Below are 15372 nucleotides of genomic sequence, written 5' to 3'. Positions count from 1 at the left end.
CGATGCCTGCTATCCCTATGGAGCATGGTCTTGCCGTCGCCGGCATCCTGTTCTGCCTCGGTCTGGTCGGCCTGATGGTCCGCCGCAACATTCTCTTCGTGCTGATGAGCCTGGAGGTCATGATGAATGCCTCCGCATTGGCGTTCATCGTTGCCGGTAGCCGCTGGGCGCAGCCGGATGGACAGATCATGTTCATCCTGGTGATCAGCCTGGCAGCCGCCGAGGCCAGTATTGGCCTGGCGATTCTGTTGCAGCTGTATCGCCGCTTCCACACTCTCGATATCGACGCTGCCAGCGAGATGCGCGGATGAATCTTCTCTATCTGACTTTCGTATTCCCTCTCATAGGTTTCCTGCTGCTGGCGTTTTCACGCGGTCGCTTCTCGGAAAACCTGTCGGCGCTGATTGGCGTCGGTTCCATCGGCTTGTCTGCCATCGTCACGGCTTATGTGATCTGGCAATTCAACGTCGCGCCACCTGAAGGTGGTCACTACACCATGGTGTTGTGGCAGTGGATGGCGGTGGAAGGCTTTACGCCTAACTTCGCGCTGTACCTGGATGGTCTGTCCCTGACCATGCTCGGTGTGGTGGTCGGCGTCGGCTTCCTGATCCACCTGTTCGCGTCCTGGTACATGCGCGGTGAAGCCGGTTACTCGCGCTTCTTCGCCTACACCAACCTGTTTATCGCCAGCATGCTGTTCCTGGTCCTGGGCGATAACCTGTTGTTCCTGTACTTCGGTTGGGAAGGCGTGGGCCTGTGCTCGTACCTGTTGATCGGTTTCTACTACAGCAACCGCAACAACGGTAACGCGGCACTCAAAGCCTTCATCGTCACCCGTATCGGCGACGTGTTCATGGCCATCGGCCTGTTCATCCTGTTCGCGCAACTGGGCACGCTGAACATCCAGGAACTGCTGGTGCTGGCGCCACAAAAATTCCAGGCTGGCGACTTCTGGATGGTCATGGCGACCCTGATGCTGCTGGGCGGCGCTGTCGGTAAATCCGCGCAACTGCCGCTGCAAACCTGGCTGGCGGACGCGATGGCCGGTCCTACTCCGGTTTCGGCACTGATCCACGCCGCAACCATGGTGACCGCCGGTGTCTACCTGATCGCCCGTACCCACGGCCTGTTTTCCCTGGCGCCGGATATCCTGCACCTGGTTGGCGTCGTCGGCGGTGTGACCCTGGTACTCGCCGGTTTTGCCGCACTGGTTCAGACCGACATCAAACGTATCCTTGCCTACTCGACCATGAGCCAGATCGGCTACATGTTCCTGGCCCTGGGCGTTGGTGCGTGGGATGGCGCGATCTTCCACCTGATGACCCACGCCTTCTTCAAGGCGCTGCTGTTCCTTGCATCCGGTTCGGTGATCGTTGCCTGCCACCACGAGCAGAACATCTTCAAGATGGGCGGCCTGTGGAAGAAACTGCCGCTGGCCTACGCCAGCTTCATCGTCGGTGGTGCCGCTCTGGCAGCCCTGCCACTGGTGACCGCAGGCTTCTACTCCAAGGACGAAATCCTCTGGGAAGCGTTCGCCAGCGGCAACCACGGTCTGCTGTACGCAGGTCTGGTCGGTGCGTTCATGACTTCGCTGTACACCTTCCGCCTGATCTTCATCGCGTTCCACGGTGAAGTGAAAACCGAAGCGCACGCCGGTCACGGCATCGCTCACTGGCTGCCACTGTCGGTGCTGATCGTATTGTCTACCGCCATTGGCGCGATGATCGTTCCACCGCTGCACGGCGTACTGCCGGAAAGCGTCGGCCATGCCGGCGGCGAAGCCAAGCACAGTCTGGAAATCGCGTCGGGCGCCATCGCCCTGTCCGGTATCCTGCTGGCCGCGCTGCTGTTCCTCGGCAAGCGTCGTTTCGTCACTGCAATCGCCAACAGCGGCATCGGCCGCTTCCTTTCGGCCTGGTGGTTCGCTGCCTGGGGCTTCGACTGGATCTACGACAAACTGTTCGTCAAGCCATACCTTGCGATCAGCCACGTACTGCGCAGAGACCCGCTCGACCAGACCATCGGTCTGATCCCGCGTATGGCCAAAGGCGGTCACACCGCCCTGAGCCGTACCGAAACCGGTCAACTGCGTTGGTACGCGGCATCGATGGCAGCCGGCTCCGTGCTGGTCATCGGCGCCATCGTGCTGGTAGCGGTCTGAATATGAACCTTGCGAACTTGCGAAAGGAATTGAGCCCGTCATGATTCTGCCTTGGCTAATCCTGATCCCCTTCATCGGCGGCCTGCTGTGCTGGATGGGTGAGCGCTTCGGCGCTACCCTCCCCCGCTGGATTGCGCTGATCACCATGTCCCTGTTGCTCTCCCTCGGCCTCTGGCTGTGGGCCAACGGTGACTATTCACTTGCCCCGGCGCCTGGCGCCGACCCGACCTGGGTGCTTGAGTTCAAGCATGTCTGGATCCAGCGTTTCGGCATCAGCGTGCACCTGGCCCTCGACGGCCTGTCGCTGCTGATGATCATGCTGACCGGTCTGCTGGGTGTTCTCTCGGTACTGTGTTCGTGGAAAGAGATTCAACGTCATGTTGGCTTCTTCCACCTGAACCTGATGTGGATCCTGGGCGGTGTCGTCGGCGTGTTCCTCGCCCTCGACCTGTTCATGTTCTTCTTCTTCTGGGAAATGATGCTGGTGCCGATGTACTTCCTCATCGCGCTCTGGGGTCACAGTTCTTCGGATGGCAAGAAAACCCGGATCTACGCGGCGACCAAGTTCTTCATCTTCACTCAGGCGTCCGGCCTGATCATGTTGGTGGCGATCCTGGGTCTGGTACTGGTCAACTTCAACGACACCGGCGTGATTACCTTCAACTACGCCGACCTGTTGAAAACCAAGATGTCGCTGACCACCGAGTACATCCTGATGCTCGGCTTCTTCATCGCCTTCGCGGTGAAGCTGCCAGTGGTGCCGTTCCACTCCTGGTTGCCTGACGCTCACGCCCAGGCGCCAACAGCGGGTTCGGTCGACCTGGCCGGTATCTTGTTGAAAACGGCTGCTTACGGTCTGCTGCGTTTCGCCCTGCCGCTGTTCCCGAATGCCTCGGCCGAGTTCGCGCCGTTCGCCATGACCCTCGGTCTGATCGGGATCTTCTACGGTGCGTTCCTGGCGTTCGCGCAAACTGACATCAAGCGTCTGGTCGCGTACTCCAGCGTTTCGCACATGGGCTTCGTGCTGATCGGCATCTACTCCGGCAGCCAACTGGCGCTGCAGGGCGCGGTGATGCAGATGCTCGCGCACGGCCTGTCGGCCGCGGCACTCTTTATCCTGTGTGGCCAGCTCTACGAGCGCACTCACACTCGCGACATGCGTGAAATGGGTGGCCTGTGGTCGAAAATCGCCTACCTGCCAGGCGTCAGCCTGTTCTTCGCGGCGGCCTCCCTGGGCTTGCCGGCGACCGGTAACTTCGTCGGCGAATTTCTGATCCTGATCGGCACGTTCCCTGCCGCCCCATGGATCACTATCATCGCGACGTCCGGTCTGGTGTTCGGTTCGGTCTACTCGCTGATCATGATCCACCGTGCCTACTTCGGCGCGTCCAAATCGGACGCGGTGCTGCATGGCATGGACGGTCGCGAACTGGTCATGGTGGTCGGTCTGGCGGCACTGCTGATTTACATCGGCGTGTACCCGCAGCCGTTCCTCGACACCTCTGCCGCGACGATGCATGGCGTGCAGCAGTGGCTCGGTACCGCCTTCACTCAACTCGCTTCGGCCCGGTAAGAGCGCTATGGAATTCACGACTCAACACTTTATCGCGCTTGCGCCGTTGTTGATCACCAGCGCCACGATCATCGTGGTGATGCTGGCGATCGCCTGGCGCCGCAACCACTCGCAGACCTTCCTGATTTCCGTGGCGGGTCTGAACCTGGCGTTGCTGTCGATCCTGCCAGCCTTGAAAGTCGCGCCATTGGCCGTGACCCCACTGCTGCAAATCGATAGCTTCGCTTGCTTGTACATGGCGCTGATCCTGGTCGCCACCCTCGCTTGTGTGACCCTCGCCCACGCCTACCTCGGCGATGGCGGTTCGGGTTACCCGGGCAACCGTGAAGAACTTTACCTGCTGATCCTGATGGCCGCCGCCGGTGGCCTGGTGCTGGTCAGCGCGCAGCACCTGGCCGGCTTGTTCGTCGGTCTGGAACTGCTCTCGGTACCGGTCTACGGTCTGGTGGCTTATGCCTTCTTCAACAAGCGTTCGCTGGAAGCCGGTATCAAGTACATGGTGCTGTCTGCCGCCGGTTCCGCGTTCCTGTTGTTCGGTATGGCCCTGCTGTACGCCGACTCCGGCTCCCTGAGCTTCGTCGGTATCGGCCAGGCCCTGGCGGCTACTGGTCTGCCAAGCTCGCTGGCGCAACTGGGCCTGGGCATGATGCTGATCGGTCTGGCGTTCAAGCTGTCGCTGGTACCGTTCCACCTCTGGACCCCGGACGTTTACGAAGGTGCTCCGGCGCCGGTTGCAGCGTTCCTGGCAACCGCTTCCAAAGTCGCTGTGTTCGCGGTGATGGTGCGTCTGTTCCAGATCTCGCCGGCGGCGAGCAGCGGCGTGCTGAGCGACGTGCTGACCATCATCGCCATCGCGTCGATCCTGTTCGGCAACCTGCTGGCACTGACCCAGAGCAACCTCAAGCGTCTGCTGGGTTACTCGTCCATCGCTCACTTCGGTTATCTGCTGATCGCCCTGGTGGCGAGCAAGGGTCTGGCCGTGGAAGCCATCGGCGTGTACCTGGTCACCTACGTGATCACCAGCCTCGGCGCGTTCGGCGTGATCACGCTGATGTCCTCGCCGTACAACGGCCGTGATGCGGATGCCCTGTACGAATACCGCGGCCTGTTCTGGCGCCGTCCGTACCTGACCGCCGTGCTGACCGTGATGATGCTGTCCCTGGCCGGTATCCCGCTGACCGCGGGCTTCATCGGCAAGTTCTACATCATCGCTACCGGCGTCGAGTCGCACCAATGGTGGCTGGTCGGTTCCCTGGTACTGGGCAGCGCCATCGGCGTCTTCTACTACCTGCGTGTGATGGTCACCCTGTTCCTGATCGAACCGAACCTGCGTCGCCACGATGCGCAACTGCACTGGGAACAACGTGCAGGCGGCGTGATGCTGCTGGCGATAGCTGCACTGGCGTTCTTCCTTGGTCTGTATCCGCAGCCGTTGCTGATTCTGGTTCAGCAGGCGGGGTTGGCTGGTTGATTGTTTAGCGGTACTTGGTAGAAAACAGAACGGCACCTTCGGGTGCCGTTTTTGCATCTGGGATTTCAAGATCAAAAGATCGCAGCCTTCGGCAGCTCCTACGCGCCTTTGGGCGCCGCCGAAGGCTGCGATCTTTTGCTTTTCAGCGCCCTCCTCTCTTTTAGGAAGTTACCTGCAAGGCCAATCACTGCACGCACATGACGAAATTGTAATTCCCCCATCACCTTGGCGTTATCCGCAGCTTGCAACGATGTCACCCGGCGACCATGCCGGCGGGCCCTTGCCCGCCGAACAATAAAACCCACGCCGAAGCACGTTCCCGTTCTGCCGAACCCAAGGAGTGATTGATGGTTAACAATACAAAAATGTCGATAGCCGCTTTAGCTGTGGTTGTCGGCTCCGGGCCGTCCATGGTGTCGGCGGAAGATAAAGCCGAGGGGTTTATCGAGGGCAGCAGCCTGACGGTGCTCAACCGCAACTTCTACTTCAATCGTGAGAACCGTGACGGCCAGTCCAGCCCCACCGGCAATGGTTATTCCGAGGCCTGGGCCCATGCGGTCATCAGCAAGTTCGAATCAGGGTTTACACAGGGCACCGTCGGGGTCGGTGTCGATGCGTTTGCGATGATCGGTTTGAAGCTTGATACCGGTGACGGGCGCAACGGTGGCCGTAGTTCGTTTGATGTGCTGCCAGTCGACAGTAATGGCCAAGCACGGGACGAATACACCAAGGTCGGTGGCGCCGCCAAAGTGCGCGCCTTCGATACGGTGGTGAAGGTCGGCGATGTGTTCCCTGCCAACCCGGTGGTTGCGGCGGGTGACTCCCGACTGTTGCCGGAAAGCTTTCGGGGTGTCACGGCCACCAACACCAGTATCGAAGGTCTGTCGGTACAGGGCGGTCGCCTGCATGCGATGAGCCAACCGGTGTCCAGCGACATGCGCGAGAACTTCGCGACCTTCTACGCAGGCCCGGTCAACTCGCCGTGGGTCGGCTATTTCGGTGGCGACTACACGCTGAACAAAAACCTCAGTTTCAGCCTGTATACCAGTCGCCTCAAGGATGCCTGGAATCAGTACTACGCCGGCACCGCGTGGACTTACCCACTGTCGGATGACCTGTCGCTGTTCGGTGACCTGAACTATTACAAGGCGGTCGACGAAGGCAAACAACTGCTCGGCAAGTTCGACAACAACATCTGGAGCGGCCGGGTCGGGGTGAAACTCGGCGCCCACTCCGTTGCGTTATCGCACCAGCGCAACAACGGCAACGACGACTTCGACTACCTGCGCCAGTCCGACTCGATCTTCCTCGACAACTCCATCCAGTACAGCGACTTCAACTCGCCCAAGGAACGTTCGTGGATGGTGCGTTACGACCTCGACATGAGTAGCTATGGCGTGCCGGGTTTGTCGTTCATGACCCGTTACGCCCGCGGCACCGACGCCGACTATTCCAGTGCCAACGCCGTGTACATGCGCCGCGATGCCGACGGCAATCCGCTGACCGATCAGAAGCGCTGGGAGCGCGACATCGAAGTCAAATACGTGGTGCAGAGTGGCTCGCTGAAGGACATGTCGTTGCGCCTGCGCCAGGCCACAACCCGAGCCACGGCATTTGAGTCGGATCTGGATGAGGTACGGGTGATTATCGAGTATCCACTGGCGATTCTCTGACTTTACGGTTGATGCAAATTCACCTTTAGAAGCTCCTTGCTCCTTTGGTAGGAGGTGAATCTTTTGGCGTCCTTCGGGGCGCCTTTTTTATGCCCGTAGATTGAGAATCTGTAGGCGTTGCCGAAGGGGGATCCAATGTCAGCCGCCGCGATTGAGGCAATCGCCTGCCACGGTGTATTTGATGGTGTTGAGTTGGCCCTTCGAGTCTTCGTAGGTCATTGCGGTGGGAACTACAGCGCAGGCAACTTGCGGACGCACAACACTCACCACTTTCACCACGTCCAGCTTCATCCCGTATTCATAATCCTTGACCACCGGCGCCGGTTTGCCCTGGCTGGCCGCGTATTGCTCCATGGCTTTGGTGTTGGCACTGAGCGCTCTCTCGAACGTCCGGTCGCCACCCCCTTCAGCCAGCACATTCAGGGACATCGCCATCACACCGGCGAACGTCATCAACTTGATAAGTTTCATGCTCAATACCTTCATAAAAAAGCCCGGCATCGGGACTCGACGACGGGCTTGTTCAAGTGCGACACGCTTACAAGTCTTTGGTGTTGTCGTCCTTCTTTTCATTGACGACGACTGGGTCGCGGGCCTGTTCCTTGGCTACGAACAGCTCTACGGAGCGGTCATTGGCGGTCATCATTCTTTCGAAAGCTCGGTCGCCACCGCCTTCGGCCAATGCCATGGAAGACATCACCAACGCCACCGCAAACGCACTCAGTTGTGCAAGTTTCATGTTTGATTCCTCGTTTAATTAACTGACGGGATCAAGGTAACAATCCGAACCTTTCGTGACGGTGGCGTGGAGATTACATATCCGTTATGTGGCCGCAGCTCTGATACAAGACACAAAACCTGTGGGAGCGAGCTTGCTCGCGATGGCGGTGGATCAGTCAGCATCATCGCCGACTGACAGATCGCTATCGCGAGCAAGCTCGCTCCCACAGGGAGATCATCTACTTAGTTGAAGCTGCGTCTTCGTCGTGTCGGTGCGCCAACTGATACAACGCAGGCAATATCAGCAGCGTCAGAATGGTCGAAGACAGAATCCCGCCAATCACCACCGTTGCCAGCGGAAGCTGCACTTCCGCACCTGTGCCGGTTGCCAGGGCCATCGGAATGAAGCCCAGGGCGAGCAAGCGCAAGTTTCGGGTCTTAAGGCTGGCTCGCTTCTTCCTCCTCCCCGATATCCAGAATCGCCTCGCGGGTGAATAAGCCGCGTCCTACATCCCGATCCTGCCTTCGACTTTAACGTAATGACTTGACCGAATTTGGCAGGAACAGAAGCCTTGACCTATTCGATTCTTGTGATAGAAATATACGCAGGTGACGTACAGAACATGGACGCTCTTTTTATCGAATTACCCGCATTTCAAAAGCACAGAAATGACTACCTGGACGACGAACTGTTTCGCAGCTTTCAACTGGAGCTGCTCAAAAACCCGGAAGCGGGCGATCTCCTGGAAGGTACGGGCGGTTTGCGCAAAGTCCGCTTCTCCGACCAGCGACGAGGCAAAGGCAAGCGCAGCGGATTACGGGTGATTTATTACTGGTGGTCAGGTTTCGATCAATTCTGGCTGTTCACGGTGTACAGCAAAAACGAGCAAGACGACCTGACGCCTGCCCAGAAAAAACTTTTCAGACAAACGCTGGATAGAGAAATCAATACGAGAACCCACTATGAAACGTGACATTTTTTCCGAACTGATGGAGGGCCTCGAAGCCTTGGCCGACGAGCGCCAAGGTAAGGTCACGCTGCGGAGCCACAAGGTAAAACTGCCAAAACTGCTACCAATCACTGCCGAGGAAGTGGTAGCCATACGCCAACAGCTCAACCTTTCCCGTTCGGTATTCGCGATGTATTTACGTACGAATACCCGGACGCTGGAGAACTGGGAACAAGGACGGGCGAAACCTAATGCTCAGGCGACAACATTGATCCGGCTGGTTGAGCGCTTTCCGGAGACGGTTCAACAACTGGCGGCGCTGACCTGAAGTGCCCGCTGCGTTTTCAATGACGCCATCGCGAGCAGGCTCGCTCCCACAGGGGACCACGTTTTGTCAGAAAGAATGCAGTTCAATGTGGGAGCGAGCCTGCTCCGGGCGGCGATCCGACGATGGCGGCGGAACAGGCACAAACAAAAACGGCACCTTTCGGTGCCGTTTGCGTTTCACATTACAGACGCTTATTTACGAGCCGCCTCCCACGATTTCAGCAGTTCGGCATAGCTCACGGTTTCACCTTTAGGCTTCTCATTCGCCAGTTTAGGCTTCGGCGCCCCCGGTTGGTCCAACCAGTACTGCGCGTCGCGCTCGGGGTTCATTTTCGGTGCGCAGGTGGCTTGCGCCTTCGAGCGTTCCAGACGGGTCATGATCGCGTCCTGATCCTTGGCCAAACCATCCAGCGCCTGTTGCGGGGTTTTCTCGCCGCTGGCCGCTTCGGCGATGTGGCTCCACCACAATTGCGCCAAACGCGGATAGTCCGGCACGTTGGTCCCGGTCGGGGTCCATTGCACACGGGCCGGGCTGCGATAGAACTCGACCAGACCGCCGAGTTTCGGTGCCAGGTCGGTCATGGCTTGCGAGTTGATGTCCGACTCGCGGATCGGCGTCAGGCCAACGATGGTTTTCTTCAGGGATATGGTTTTCGAGGTCACGAACTGCGCGTACAACCAGGCCGCGAGTTTTTGCTTCTCAGGCGTGGATTTGAGGAAGGTCCAGGAACCGGCGTCCTGATAACCGAGTTTCATGCCCTCTTCCCAATACGGACCTTTCGGCGACGGTGCCATGCGCCATTTCGGCGTGCCGTCGGCGTTCATCACCGGCAAGCCCGGTTTGGTCATGTCGGCGGTAAACGCGGTGTACCAGAAGATCTGCTGCGCGATGTTGCCCTGGGACGGCACCGGACCGGATTCGGAGAAGGTCATGCCCGCCGCTTCCGGTGGCGCATATTTCTTCAGCCAGTCGACGTATTTGGTCGTTGCATAGACCGCCGCCGGGCCGTTGGTGTCGCCGCCGCGGGTCACGCTGGAGCCGACCGGATGGCAGTCCTCGACGCGGATGCCCCACTCGTCCACCGGCAAGCCGTTGGGAATGCCTTTGTCGCCAGCACCCGCCATGGAGAACCAGGCATCGGTGAAGCGCCAGCCCAGGGACGGATCTTTCTTGCCGTAGTCCATGTGACCGTAGACGCGCTTGCCGTCGATTTCCTTGATGTCTTCACTGAAGAATTTGGCGATGTCTTCATAGGCCGACCAGTTCACCGGCACGCCCAGTTCATAACCGTATTTTTCTTTGAATTTTGCTTTCAGATCCGCCCGCTCGAACCAGTCAGCGCGGAACCAGTAGAGGTTGGCGAACTGCTGGTCGGGCAGTTGATAGATCTTGCCGTCCGGCGCGGTGGTGAACGAGATGCCGATGAAGTCTTTGATGTCCAGGGTCGGCGAGGTGTAGGCCTTGCCTTCGTTCGCCATCAGGTCGGTGATCGATTCGGTTTTGCCGTAGCGAAAGTGCGTGCCGATCAGGTCCGAGTCATTGACCCAGCCGTCATAGATGTTCTTGTCCGACTGCATCTGGGTCTGCAGCTTTTCCACCACGTCGCCTTCTTGCAGCAAGTCGTGGGTCAGCTTGATCCCGGTGATCTCGGTAAAGGCTTTGGCCAGCACTTTGGATTCATATTCGTGGGTCGCGATGGTTTCCGAGACCACCTTGATGCTCATCCCGCGAAACGGCTCGGACGCCTTGATGAACCACTTCAGCTCTTCGAGCTGCTGGGCTTCGGTCAGGGTGGACGGTTTGAATTCGCTGCCAATCCATTTCTTGGCGGCGTCTTCATAGGCATCGGCCCAGGCTGCAGCGCTCAACCCGCTGAGTGCCAGCATGGCTGCCAATGAAACGCTATGTCGCAGCTTATTGTTTTTGTCGAACATAGAGACCTCCTTTTAGGGTTTCGGAGCAACTTTGCCGAGCGATTCGACTAGCCCCAACGCATCACAGCCAACAGCCACACCAGGGACAACGCGAACGCCACCCAGATGCTCCAGTCGGTGACGCCGATTACCAGCAAATGCAGGTAGGCGCTGCCGAGAAGACCGATAAACAACCGATCGCCACGGGTGGTGGCAATCGGCAACAAACCACGCCGAAGAATGCTCGGCGAACGCAGTTCCCAGGTCGTCATGCCCACCAGGATCAAGGCAATGACGCTGAAGAACGCCGCCGTAGGGCCGGTCCAACTCATCCATTCCATCATCAGCTCCTCAGACCCGGCCCAGGGCAAAGCCCTTGGCCACGTGGTTGCGAACAAACCAGATCACCAGCATGCCTGGCAGGATAGTCAACACCCCCGCCGCCGCCAGCACGCCCCAGTCGATACCGGACGCCGAGACTGTGCGCGTCATCACCGCCGCAATCGGTTTGGCGTTGACCGACGTCAGCGTTCGCGCCAGCAGCAGCTCGACCCAGGAAAACATGAAGCAGAAAAACGCCGTCACACCGATCCCGGAGCCAATCAGCGGAACGAAAATCTTCACGAAGAACTTGGGGAAACTGTAGCCGTCGATGTAGGCCGTTTCGTCGATCTCCTTCGGAACGCCGGACATGAAGCCCTCAAGGATCCACACCGCCAGCGGCACGTTAAACAGGCAATGAGCCAACGCGACGGCGATGTGCGTATCGAACAAACCGATCGAGGAATACAGCTGGAAGAACGGCAGCAAAAACACTGCCGGTGGTGCCATGCGGTTGGTCAGGAGCCAGAAGAACAGGTGCTTGTCACCGAGGAACCGATAGCGCGAGAACGCATACGCCGCCGGCAATGCCACGCTCAGCGAGATCACCGTGTTCAGGCTCACGTAGTACAGCGAGTTGAGGTAACCGGTGTACCAGGCCGGATCGGTGAAGATCACCTTGTAATTGGCGAAGGTGAAATCCTGCGGAAACAACGTCAGGCCGCTGAGGATTTCGGTGTTGCTCTTGAAGGACATGTTCAGCAACCAGTAGATCGGCACCAGCAGGAACAGGATATAAATCAGCAACGGAATCAGCTTTCTCTTGCTCATGGCAGACCTCAGCGGTTGGCGTCAGAGTGAGTCATGGCGGTGTAGAACAGCCAGGACACCAACAGGATGATCAGGAAGTACACCAGCGAGAAAGCCGCCGCCGGGCCGAGGTCGAACTGCCCGATCGCCATTTGCGTCAGGGTCTGACTCAGAAAGGTCGTGGCATTCCCCGGACCGCCACCGGTCAGCACAAACGGCTCGGTGTAGATCATGAAACTGTCCATGAACCGCAGCATCACCGCGATCAGCAATACGCTCTTGAGCTTGGGCAACTGGATGTGTCGGAAAACCGCCCAGGCCGAGGCCCGATCAATCCGCGCCGCCTGGTAGTACACGTCCGGAATCGCCCGCAGCCCCGAGAAACACAACAGCGCCACCAACGACGTCCAGTGCCAGACGTCCATCACCAACACCGTGACCCAGGCGTCCATGGTGTTGGCCGCGTAGTTGTAGTTCAGGCCCATGGCCTTGAGGCTGGCGCCCAGCAGACCAATGTCTGCCCGACCGAAGATCTGCCAGATCGTCCCCACCACGTTCCACGGAATCAGCAATGGAATCGCCAGGATGATCAGCACCAGCGACGACCAACGGCCCTTGATCGGCATGGTCAGGGCGATGGCGATGCCCAGCGGGATTTCGATCAGCAGCACACAGCCGGAGTAGATGAACTGGCGCAGCAACGAGTCATGCAGGCGCGGATCGAGCAGCACTTGCTTGTACCAGTCGGCGCCAACGAAGTAGCGGCTGGACTGGTCGAAGATGTCCTGCACCGAGTAGTTGACCACCGTCATCATCGGGATCACCGCACTGAACGCAACCAGCAAAAACACCGGCAACACCAGCCACCAGGCCTTGTTGTTCTGCACCTTGTTCATGGCTGCGTCTCCAAGAGGTATTCGTCGGCATACACCATCAACCATTGCGCCGGAAAGCTGATGTAGGCGGTTCCCTCGGGCACTGGCTTGTCTTCGGCCAGGCGCACTTTCAAAGGGGCACCGTCGAGGTTCAGGGTCATGATCTTGTAGGTGCCAAGGTCTTCGACGTGTACGACCTGTGCCTGCATCGCCTCATCAAAAGGTTCGTCCCACACATGCACGAACTCCGGACGGATGCCTACCTTCAGGGTTTTCCACTCGGACTCGGCGATGCGTTTCTGTTGAGCCTCGGAAAGCGGCAGATGAGTCGAGGCGAACCCGACGCCACCCGGTTGCGGCTGCACCTCGATCAGGTTCATCCCCGGACTGCCGATGAAATAGCCGACAAAGGTGTGGCTCGGCCGCTCGAACAGTTCTCGCGGCGTGCCGAATTGCACAATCTGCCCGCCGTACATCACCGCAATCTTGTCGGCAAAGGTCGAGGCTTCGAGCTGATCGTGGGTGACGTAGACCATGGTGATGTTGAACTGCTCGTGGATCTGCTTGAGCTTGCGCCGCAGCTTCCACTTCAGGTGCGGGTCGATCACGGTCAGCGGTTCATCGAACAGGATCGCTGACACGTCATCGCGCACCAGCCCACGGCCCATGGAGACTTTCTGCTTTTCATCGGCGGTGAGGTTGCGCGCCTTCTTGTACAACAACGCCTGAAGGTCGAGAACTTCGGCGATTTCCTGCACCTTGCTGTGAATTTTCGCCTCGGCCATGCCCTGATTACGCAACGGGAAGGCCAGGTTGTCGAACACTGTCATGGTGTCGTAGACCACCGGAAACTGGAAAACCTGAGCGATGTTGCGCTTCTCCGGAGTCAGGTCGTTGACCACGTTGCTGTCGAACAGCACCTGGCCCTGGGACGGACTGAGCAATCCGGAAATGATGTTGAGCAAGGTCGACTTGCCGCAGCCCGAAGGCCCGAGCAAGGCATAGGCACCGCCCTGCTCCCAGACGTGGTCCATCTCGCGGATCGCATAATCCTCGGGGCCGACCGGCGTGCGGGTGTAACTGTGGGCGAGGTGCTGCAAACGGATTTCGGCCATCAGGCAACCCTCGCGATACGGCGACCGGGCGCCTGGACCAGCCGCCCCTGTGTGTCGAAGACAAACAGTTTATGGGTCGGGATATAGATACGAATCGGCGCATCGACGTCGTATTCGTGGACGCCGGGCAAGTGCAGCACCAGCAGGAAATGTTCGTTTCGCACGTGCAGAAACGTTTCCGACCCGCTGATCTCGGCCACCTCGACGGTTACCGCCAGTTCCAGATCATCGTCGTTGCTCGGCACCAATGAGATGTGGCTCGGTCGCACGCCGAAACGAAACTCGCCCTCGCCTACCGGCCGCAGATCGACGTTGAGCGGGAAGTGCACGAAATTGGCGAAGCTGACTTCGTTGCCGGCGATACGCCCCGGCATCAGGTTGATCGGCGGCTCGGAGAACAGCTCTGCCGCCAGCACGGTTTGCGGCTGGTGATACACCTCGGAAGACTTGCCGCTCTGGATCACCCGGCCTTCGTGAAGAATGGTGGTGGTGCCGCCCAGCGCCAGGGCTTCGTTGGGTTCGGTGGTGGCGTAGATGGCGATGGTGTGGTGAGCCTTGAACAGCTCGCGCATTTCCTGACGCAGTTCTTCGCGCAGTTTGTAGTCGAGGTTCACCAGCGGCTCGTCGAACAAGATCAGCTCGGCATCCTTGACCAGCGCCCGGGCCATCGCCGTGCGTTGTTGCTGACCGCCGGAGAGTTCAAGCGGATGGCGCTGGAGGAATTTCTCGATGCGCAGCATCTTCGCGGTTTCCAGCACTTTGCTCTGGATCAGCTCATTGGACACACCGCCCTGGCGCAAGGGCGAGGCGATGTTCTCGAACACCGTCATGGTCGGGTAATTGATGAATTGCTGATAGACCATCGACACGTTGCGCAAACGCACCGGGCGTTGGGTGACGTCGACGCCGTTCATCAGGATGCGGCCGCTGTCGGGCTTGTCCAGACCGGCCATCAAGCGCATGAGACTGGTTTTGCCGGACAGCGTGCGCCCGAGCAAAACGTTGAAGGATCCGGCTTCGAAACTAAGGCACGCATCGTCGATCCAGGTCTGGCCCTCGACGGTGCGGCTGACGTGCTCCAGGGTTAATGACATGGCTCGGCCTTTTTATTATTGGAGTCAAGCGACCGGAGCTACAGAGCGACATTCGTGCCAGAAAATGCAAGCCGTTGATCCGGCTTGAGAATCCTTCAAGTGAAAGAAAAACAGCGTTCGTTGCTGAACAGAAATGAACAACCGCGACTGAACAATTGAACAATCCGGTGGTTGACAATGAACAATAGTGAACAACACTCTACGGATGTTTTTACTGCGGGAAATTCTGAATCGCGCACGCCCTTGTAGCAGCTGGCGAAGCCTGCGTTCGGCGACGCAGTCGTCGTGATATCAGGTGTCGCGGTGTATCAGGAAGACCGCGTATACAGGTTTTACGACGACTGCGTCGCCGAACGCAGGCTTCGCCA

General features: G+C 58.7%; 15 protein-coding genes and 1 pseudogene. 7 read left to right on the top strand and 9 right to left on the bottom strand.

Annotation, left to right across the window (positions count from 1 at the left end):
- Nucleotides 1-2 precede the first annotated feature (2 nt).
- The 5 genes from nuoK to KGB23_RS22055 all read left to right on the top strand — a co-directional run bounded on the left by nuoK (nt 3) and on the right by KGB23_RS22055 (nt 6878).
- Nucleotides 3-311, top strand: coding sequence for an NADH-quinone oxidoreductase subunit NuoK (nuoK, locus tag KGB23_RS22075; protein WP_007946416.1), 309 nt, complete (start codon nt 3-5; stop codon nt 309-311).
- On the top strand, nt 308-2161 hold the full coding sequence (gene nuoL / locus KGB23_RS22070; RefSeq protein WP_223432587.1) for an NADH-quinone oxidoreductase subunit L: 1854 nt from the start codon (nt 308-310) through the stop codon (nt 2159-2161). Before nuoK ends, nuoL begins: the two co-directional genes overlap by 4 nt.
- Nucleotides 2162-2201: 40 nt before the next feature.
- On the top strand, nt 2202-3734 hold the full coding sequence (gene nuoM / locus KGB23_RS22065; RefSeq protein ID WP_223432586.1) for an NADH-quinone oxidoreductase subunit M: 1533 nt from the start codon (nt 2202-2204) through the stop codon (nt 3732-3734).
- A gap of 7 nt (nt 3735-3741) precedes the next feature.
- The gene (gene nuoN, locus KGB23_RS22060; RefSeq protein WP_223432585.1) at nt 3742-5205 is read left to right on the top strand and encodes an NADH-quinone oxidoreductase subunit NuoN; all 1464 of its coding nucleotides are present in this window, start codon (nt 3742-3744) and stop codon (nt 5203-5205) included.
- Nucleotides 5206-5552: 347 nt separating this feature from the next.
- Complete coding sequence (locus KGB23_RS22055) at nt 5553-6878, top strand: OprD family porin (protein ID WP_223432584.1); 1326 nt, start codon at nt 5553-5555, stop codon at nt 6876-6878.
- A 138-nt stretch (nt 6879-7016) separates the two neighbouring features.
- On the opposite strand, the gene KGB23_RS22050 is transcribed toward KGB23_RS22055, so the two are convergent.
- From KGB23_RS22050 to KGB23_RS22040, 3 genes and pseudogenes are all read right to left on the bottom strand, one after another.
- Entirely contained in the window at nt 7017-7349 is a 333-nt protein-coding gene (locus tag KGB23_RS22050; RefSeq protein ID WP_223432583.1) for a DUF2790 domain-containing protein, read from the bottom strand.
- Nucleotides 7350-7416: 67 nt separating this feature from the next.
- Nucleotides 7417-7617: a co-regulatory protein PtrA N-terminal domain-containing protein gene (locus KGB23_RS22045; protein ID WP_223432582.1), complete on the bottom strand. Its 201-nt coding sequence runs from the start codon at nt 7615-7617 to the stop codon at nt 7417-7419.
- 220 nt (nt 7618-7837) lie between these two features.
- Nucleotides 7838-8014: pseudogene (locus KGB23_RS22040) on the bottom strand (efflux RND transporter permease subunit); the annotation flags it as partial.
- Between the two features lie 207 nt (nt 8015-8221).
- Here KGB23_RS22040 and KGB23_RS22035 point away from each other — a divergent pair.
- Both KGB23_RS22035 and KGB23_RS22030 read left to right on the top strand, forming a co-directional pair.
- Complete coding sequence (locus KGB23_RS22035) at nt 8222-8572, top strand: type II toxin-antitoxin system RelE/ParE family toxin (protein WP_223432597.1); 351 nt, start codon at nt 8222-8224, stop codon at nt 8570-8572.
- Nucleotides 8562-8876, top strand: a complete 315-nt coding sequence (locus KGB23_RS22030) for a helix-turn-helix domain-containing protein (RefSeq protein ID WP_223432581.1) — start codon at nt 8562-8564, stop codon at nt 8874-8876. The genes KGB23_RS22035 and KGB23_RS22030 overlap by 11 nt, the downstream gene beginning before the upstream one ends.
- A 191-nt stretch (nt 8877-9067) precedes the next feature.
- Here KGB23_RS22030 and KGB23_RS22025 read toward each other — a convergent pair whose 3' ends face one another.
- The 6 genes from KGB23_RS22025 to KGB23_RS22000 are packed head-to-tail and all read right to left on the bottom strand — an operon-like array spanning nt 9068 to nt 15004.
- Nucleotides 9068-10810 carry an extracellular solute-binding protein gene (locus KGB23_RS22025; protein WP_150656284.1) on the bottom strand — a complete coding sequence of 581 codons (1743 nt, stop codon included), beginning with the start codon at nt 10808-10810 and terminating at the stop codon, nt 9068-9070.
- A gap of 47 nt (nt 10811-10857) precedes the next feature.
- On the bottom strand, nt 10858-11130 hold the full coding sequence (locus KGB23_RS22020; protein WP_008146061.1) for a DUF2160 domain-containing protein: 273 nt from the start codon (nt 11128-11130) through the stop codon (nt 10858-10860).
- 10 nt (nt 11131-11140) lie between these two features.
- Nucleotides 11141-11941 (bottom strand): carbohydrate ABC transporter permease, encoded by an 801-nt coding sequence (locus KGB23_RS22015; RefSeq protein ID WP_017339615.1) that lies wholly within the window; start codon nt 11939-11941, stop codon nt 11141-11143.
- An 8-nt stretch (nt 11942-11949) separates the two neighbouring features.
- On the bottom strand, nt 11950-12816 hold the full coding sequence (locus KGB23_RS22010) for a carbohydrate ABC transporter permease (RefSeq protein ID WP_030130907.1): 867 nt from the start codon (nt 12814-12816) through the stop codon (nt 11950-11952).
- The gene (locus tag KGB23_RS22005) at nt 12813-13910 is read right to left on the bottom strand and encodes an ABC transporter ATP-binding protein (RefSeq protein WP_223432580.1); all 1098 of its coding nucleotides are present in this window, start codon (nt 13908-13910) and stop codon (nt 12813-12815) included. The genes KGB23_RS22010 and KGB23_RS22005 overlap by 4 nt, the downstream gene beginning before the upstream one ends.
- Nucleotides 13910-15004, bottom strand: a complete 1095-nt coding sequence (locus tag KGB23_RS22000) for an ABC transporter ATP-binding protein (protein WP_008146067.1) — start codon at nt 15002-15004, stop codon at nt 13910-13912. Before KGB23_RS22000 ends, KGB23_RS22005 begins: the two co-directional genes overlap by 1 nt.
- Between the last annotated feature and the right edge of the window lie 368 nt (nt 15005-15372).

Source organism: Pseudomonas sp. GL-B-26 (assembly GCF_019947405.1).
Lineage (GTDB): Bacteria > Pseudomonadota > Gammaproteobacteria > Pseudomonadales > Pseudomonadaceae > Aquipseudomonas.
This window is presented reverse-complemented; position numbering and strand designations above follow the sequence as displayed.

Excerpts from the sequence above, each read along its gene's own strand:
- nuoK (WP_007946416.1), top strand. The coding sequence starts at position 3 with ATGCCTGCTATCCCTATGGAGCATGGTCTTGCCGTCGCCGGCATCCTG.
- nuoL (WP_223432587.1), top strand. The coding sequence starts at position 308 with ATGAATCTTCTCTATCTGACTTTCGTATTCCCTCTCATAGGTTTCCTG.
- nuoM (WP_223432586.1), top strand. The coding sequence starts at position 2,202 with ATGATTCTGCCTTGGCTAATCCTGATCCCCTTCATCGGCGGCCTGCTG.
- nuoN (WP_223432585.1), top strand. The coding sequence starts at position 3,742 with ATGGAATTCACGACTCAACACTTTATCGCGCTTGCGCCGTTGTTGATC.
- KGB23_RS22055 (WP_223432584.1), top strand. The coding sequence starts at position 5,553 with ATGGTTAACAATACAAAAATGTCGATAGCCGCTTTAGCTGTGGTTGTC.
- KGB23_RS22050 (WP_223432583.1), bottom strand. The coding sequence starts at position 7,349 with ATGAAACTTATCAAGTTGATGACGTTCGCCGGTGTGATGGCGATGTCC.
- KGB23_RS22045 (WP_223432582.1), bottom strand. The coding sequence starts at position 7,617 with ATGAAACTTGCACAACTGAGTGCGTTTGCGGTGGCGTTGGTGATGTCT.
- KGB23_RS22035 (WP_223432597.1), top strand. The coding sequence starts at position 8,222 with ATGGACGCTCTTTTTATCGAATTACCCGCATTTCAAAAGCACAGAAAT.
- KGB23_RS22030 (WP_223432581.1), top strand. The coding sequence starts at position 8,562 with ATGAAACGTGACATTTTTTCCGAACTGATGGAGGGCCTCGAAGCCTTG.
- KGB23_RS22025 (WP_150656284.1), bottom strand. The coding sequence starts at position 10,810 with ATGTTCGACAAAAACAATAAGCTGCGACATAGCGTTTCATTGGCAGCC.
- KGB23_RS22020 (WP_008146061.1), bottom strand. The coding sequence starts at position 11,130 with ATGGAATGGATGAGTTGGACCGGCCCTACGGCGGCGTTCTTCAGCGTC.
- KGB23_RS22015 (WP_017339615.1), bottom strand. The coding sequence starts at position 11,941 with ATGAGCAAGAGAAAGCTGATTCCGTTGCTGATTTATATCCTGTTCCTG.
- KGB23_RS22010 (WP_030130907.1), bottom strand. The coding sequence starts at position 12,816 with ATGAACAAGGTGCAGAACAACAAGGCCTGGTGGCTGGTGTTGCCGGTG.
- KGB23_RS22005 (WP_223432580.1), bottom strand. The coding sequence starts at position 13,910 with ATGGCCGAAATCCGTTTGCAGCACCTCGCCCACAGTTACACCCGCACG.
- KGB23_RS22000 (WP_008146067.1), bottom strand. The coding sequence starts at position 15,004 with ATGTCATTAACCCTGGAGCACGTCAGCCGCACCGTCGAGGGCCAGACC.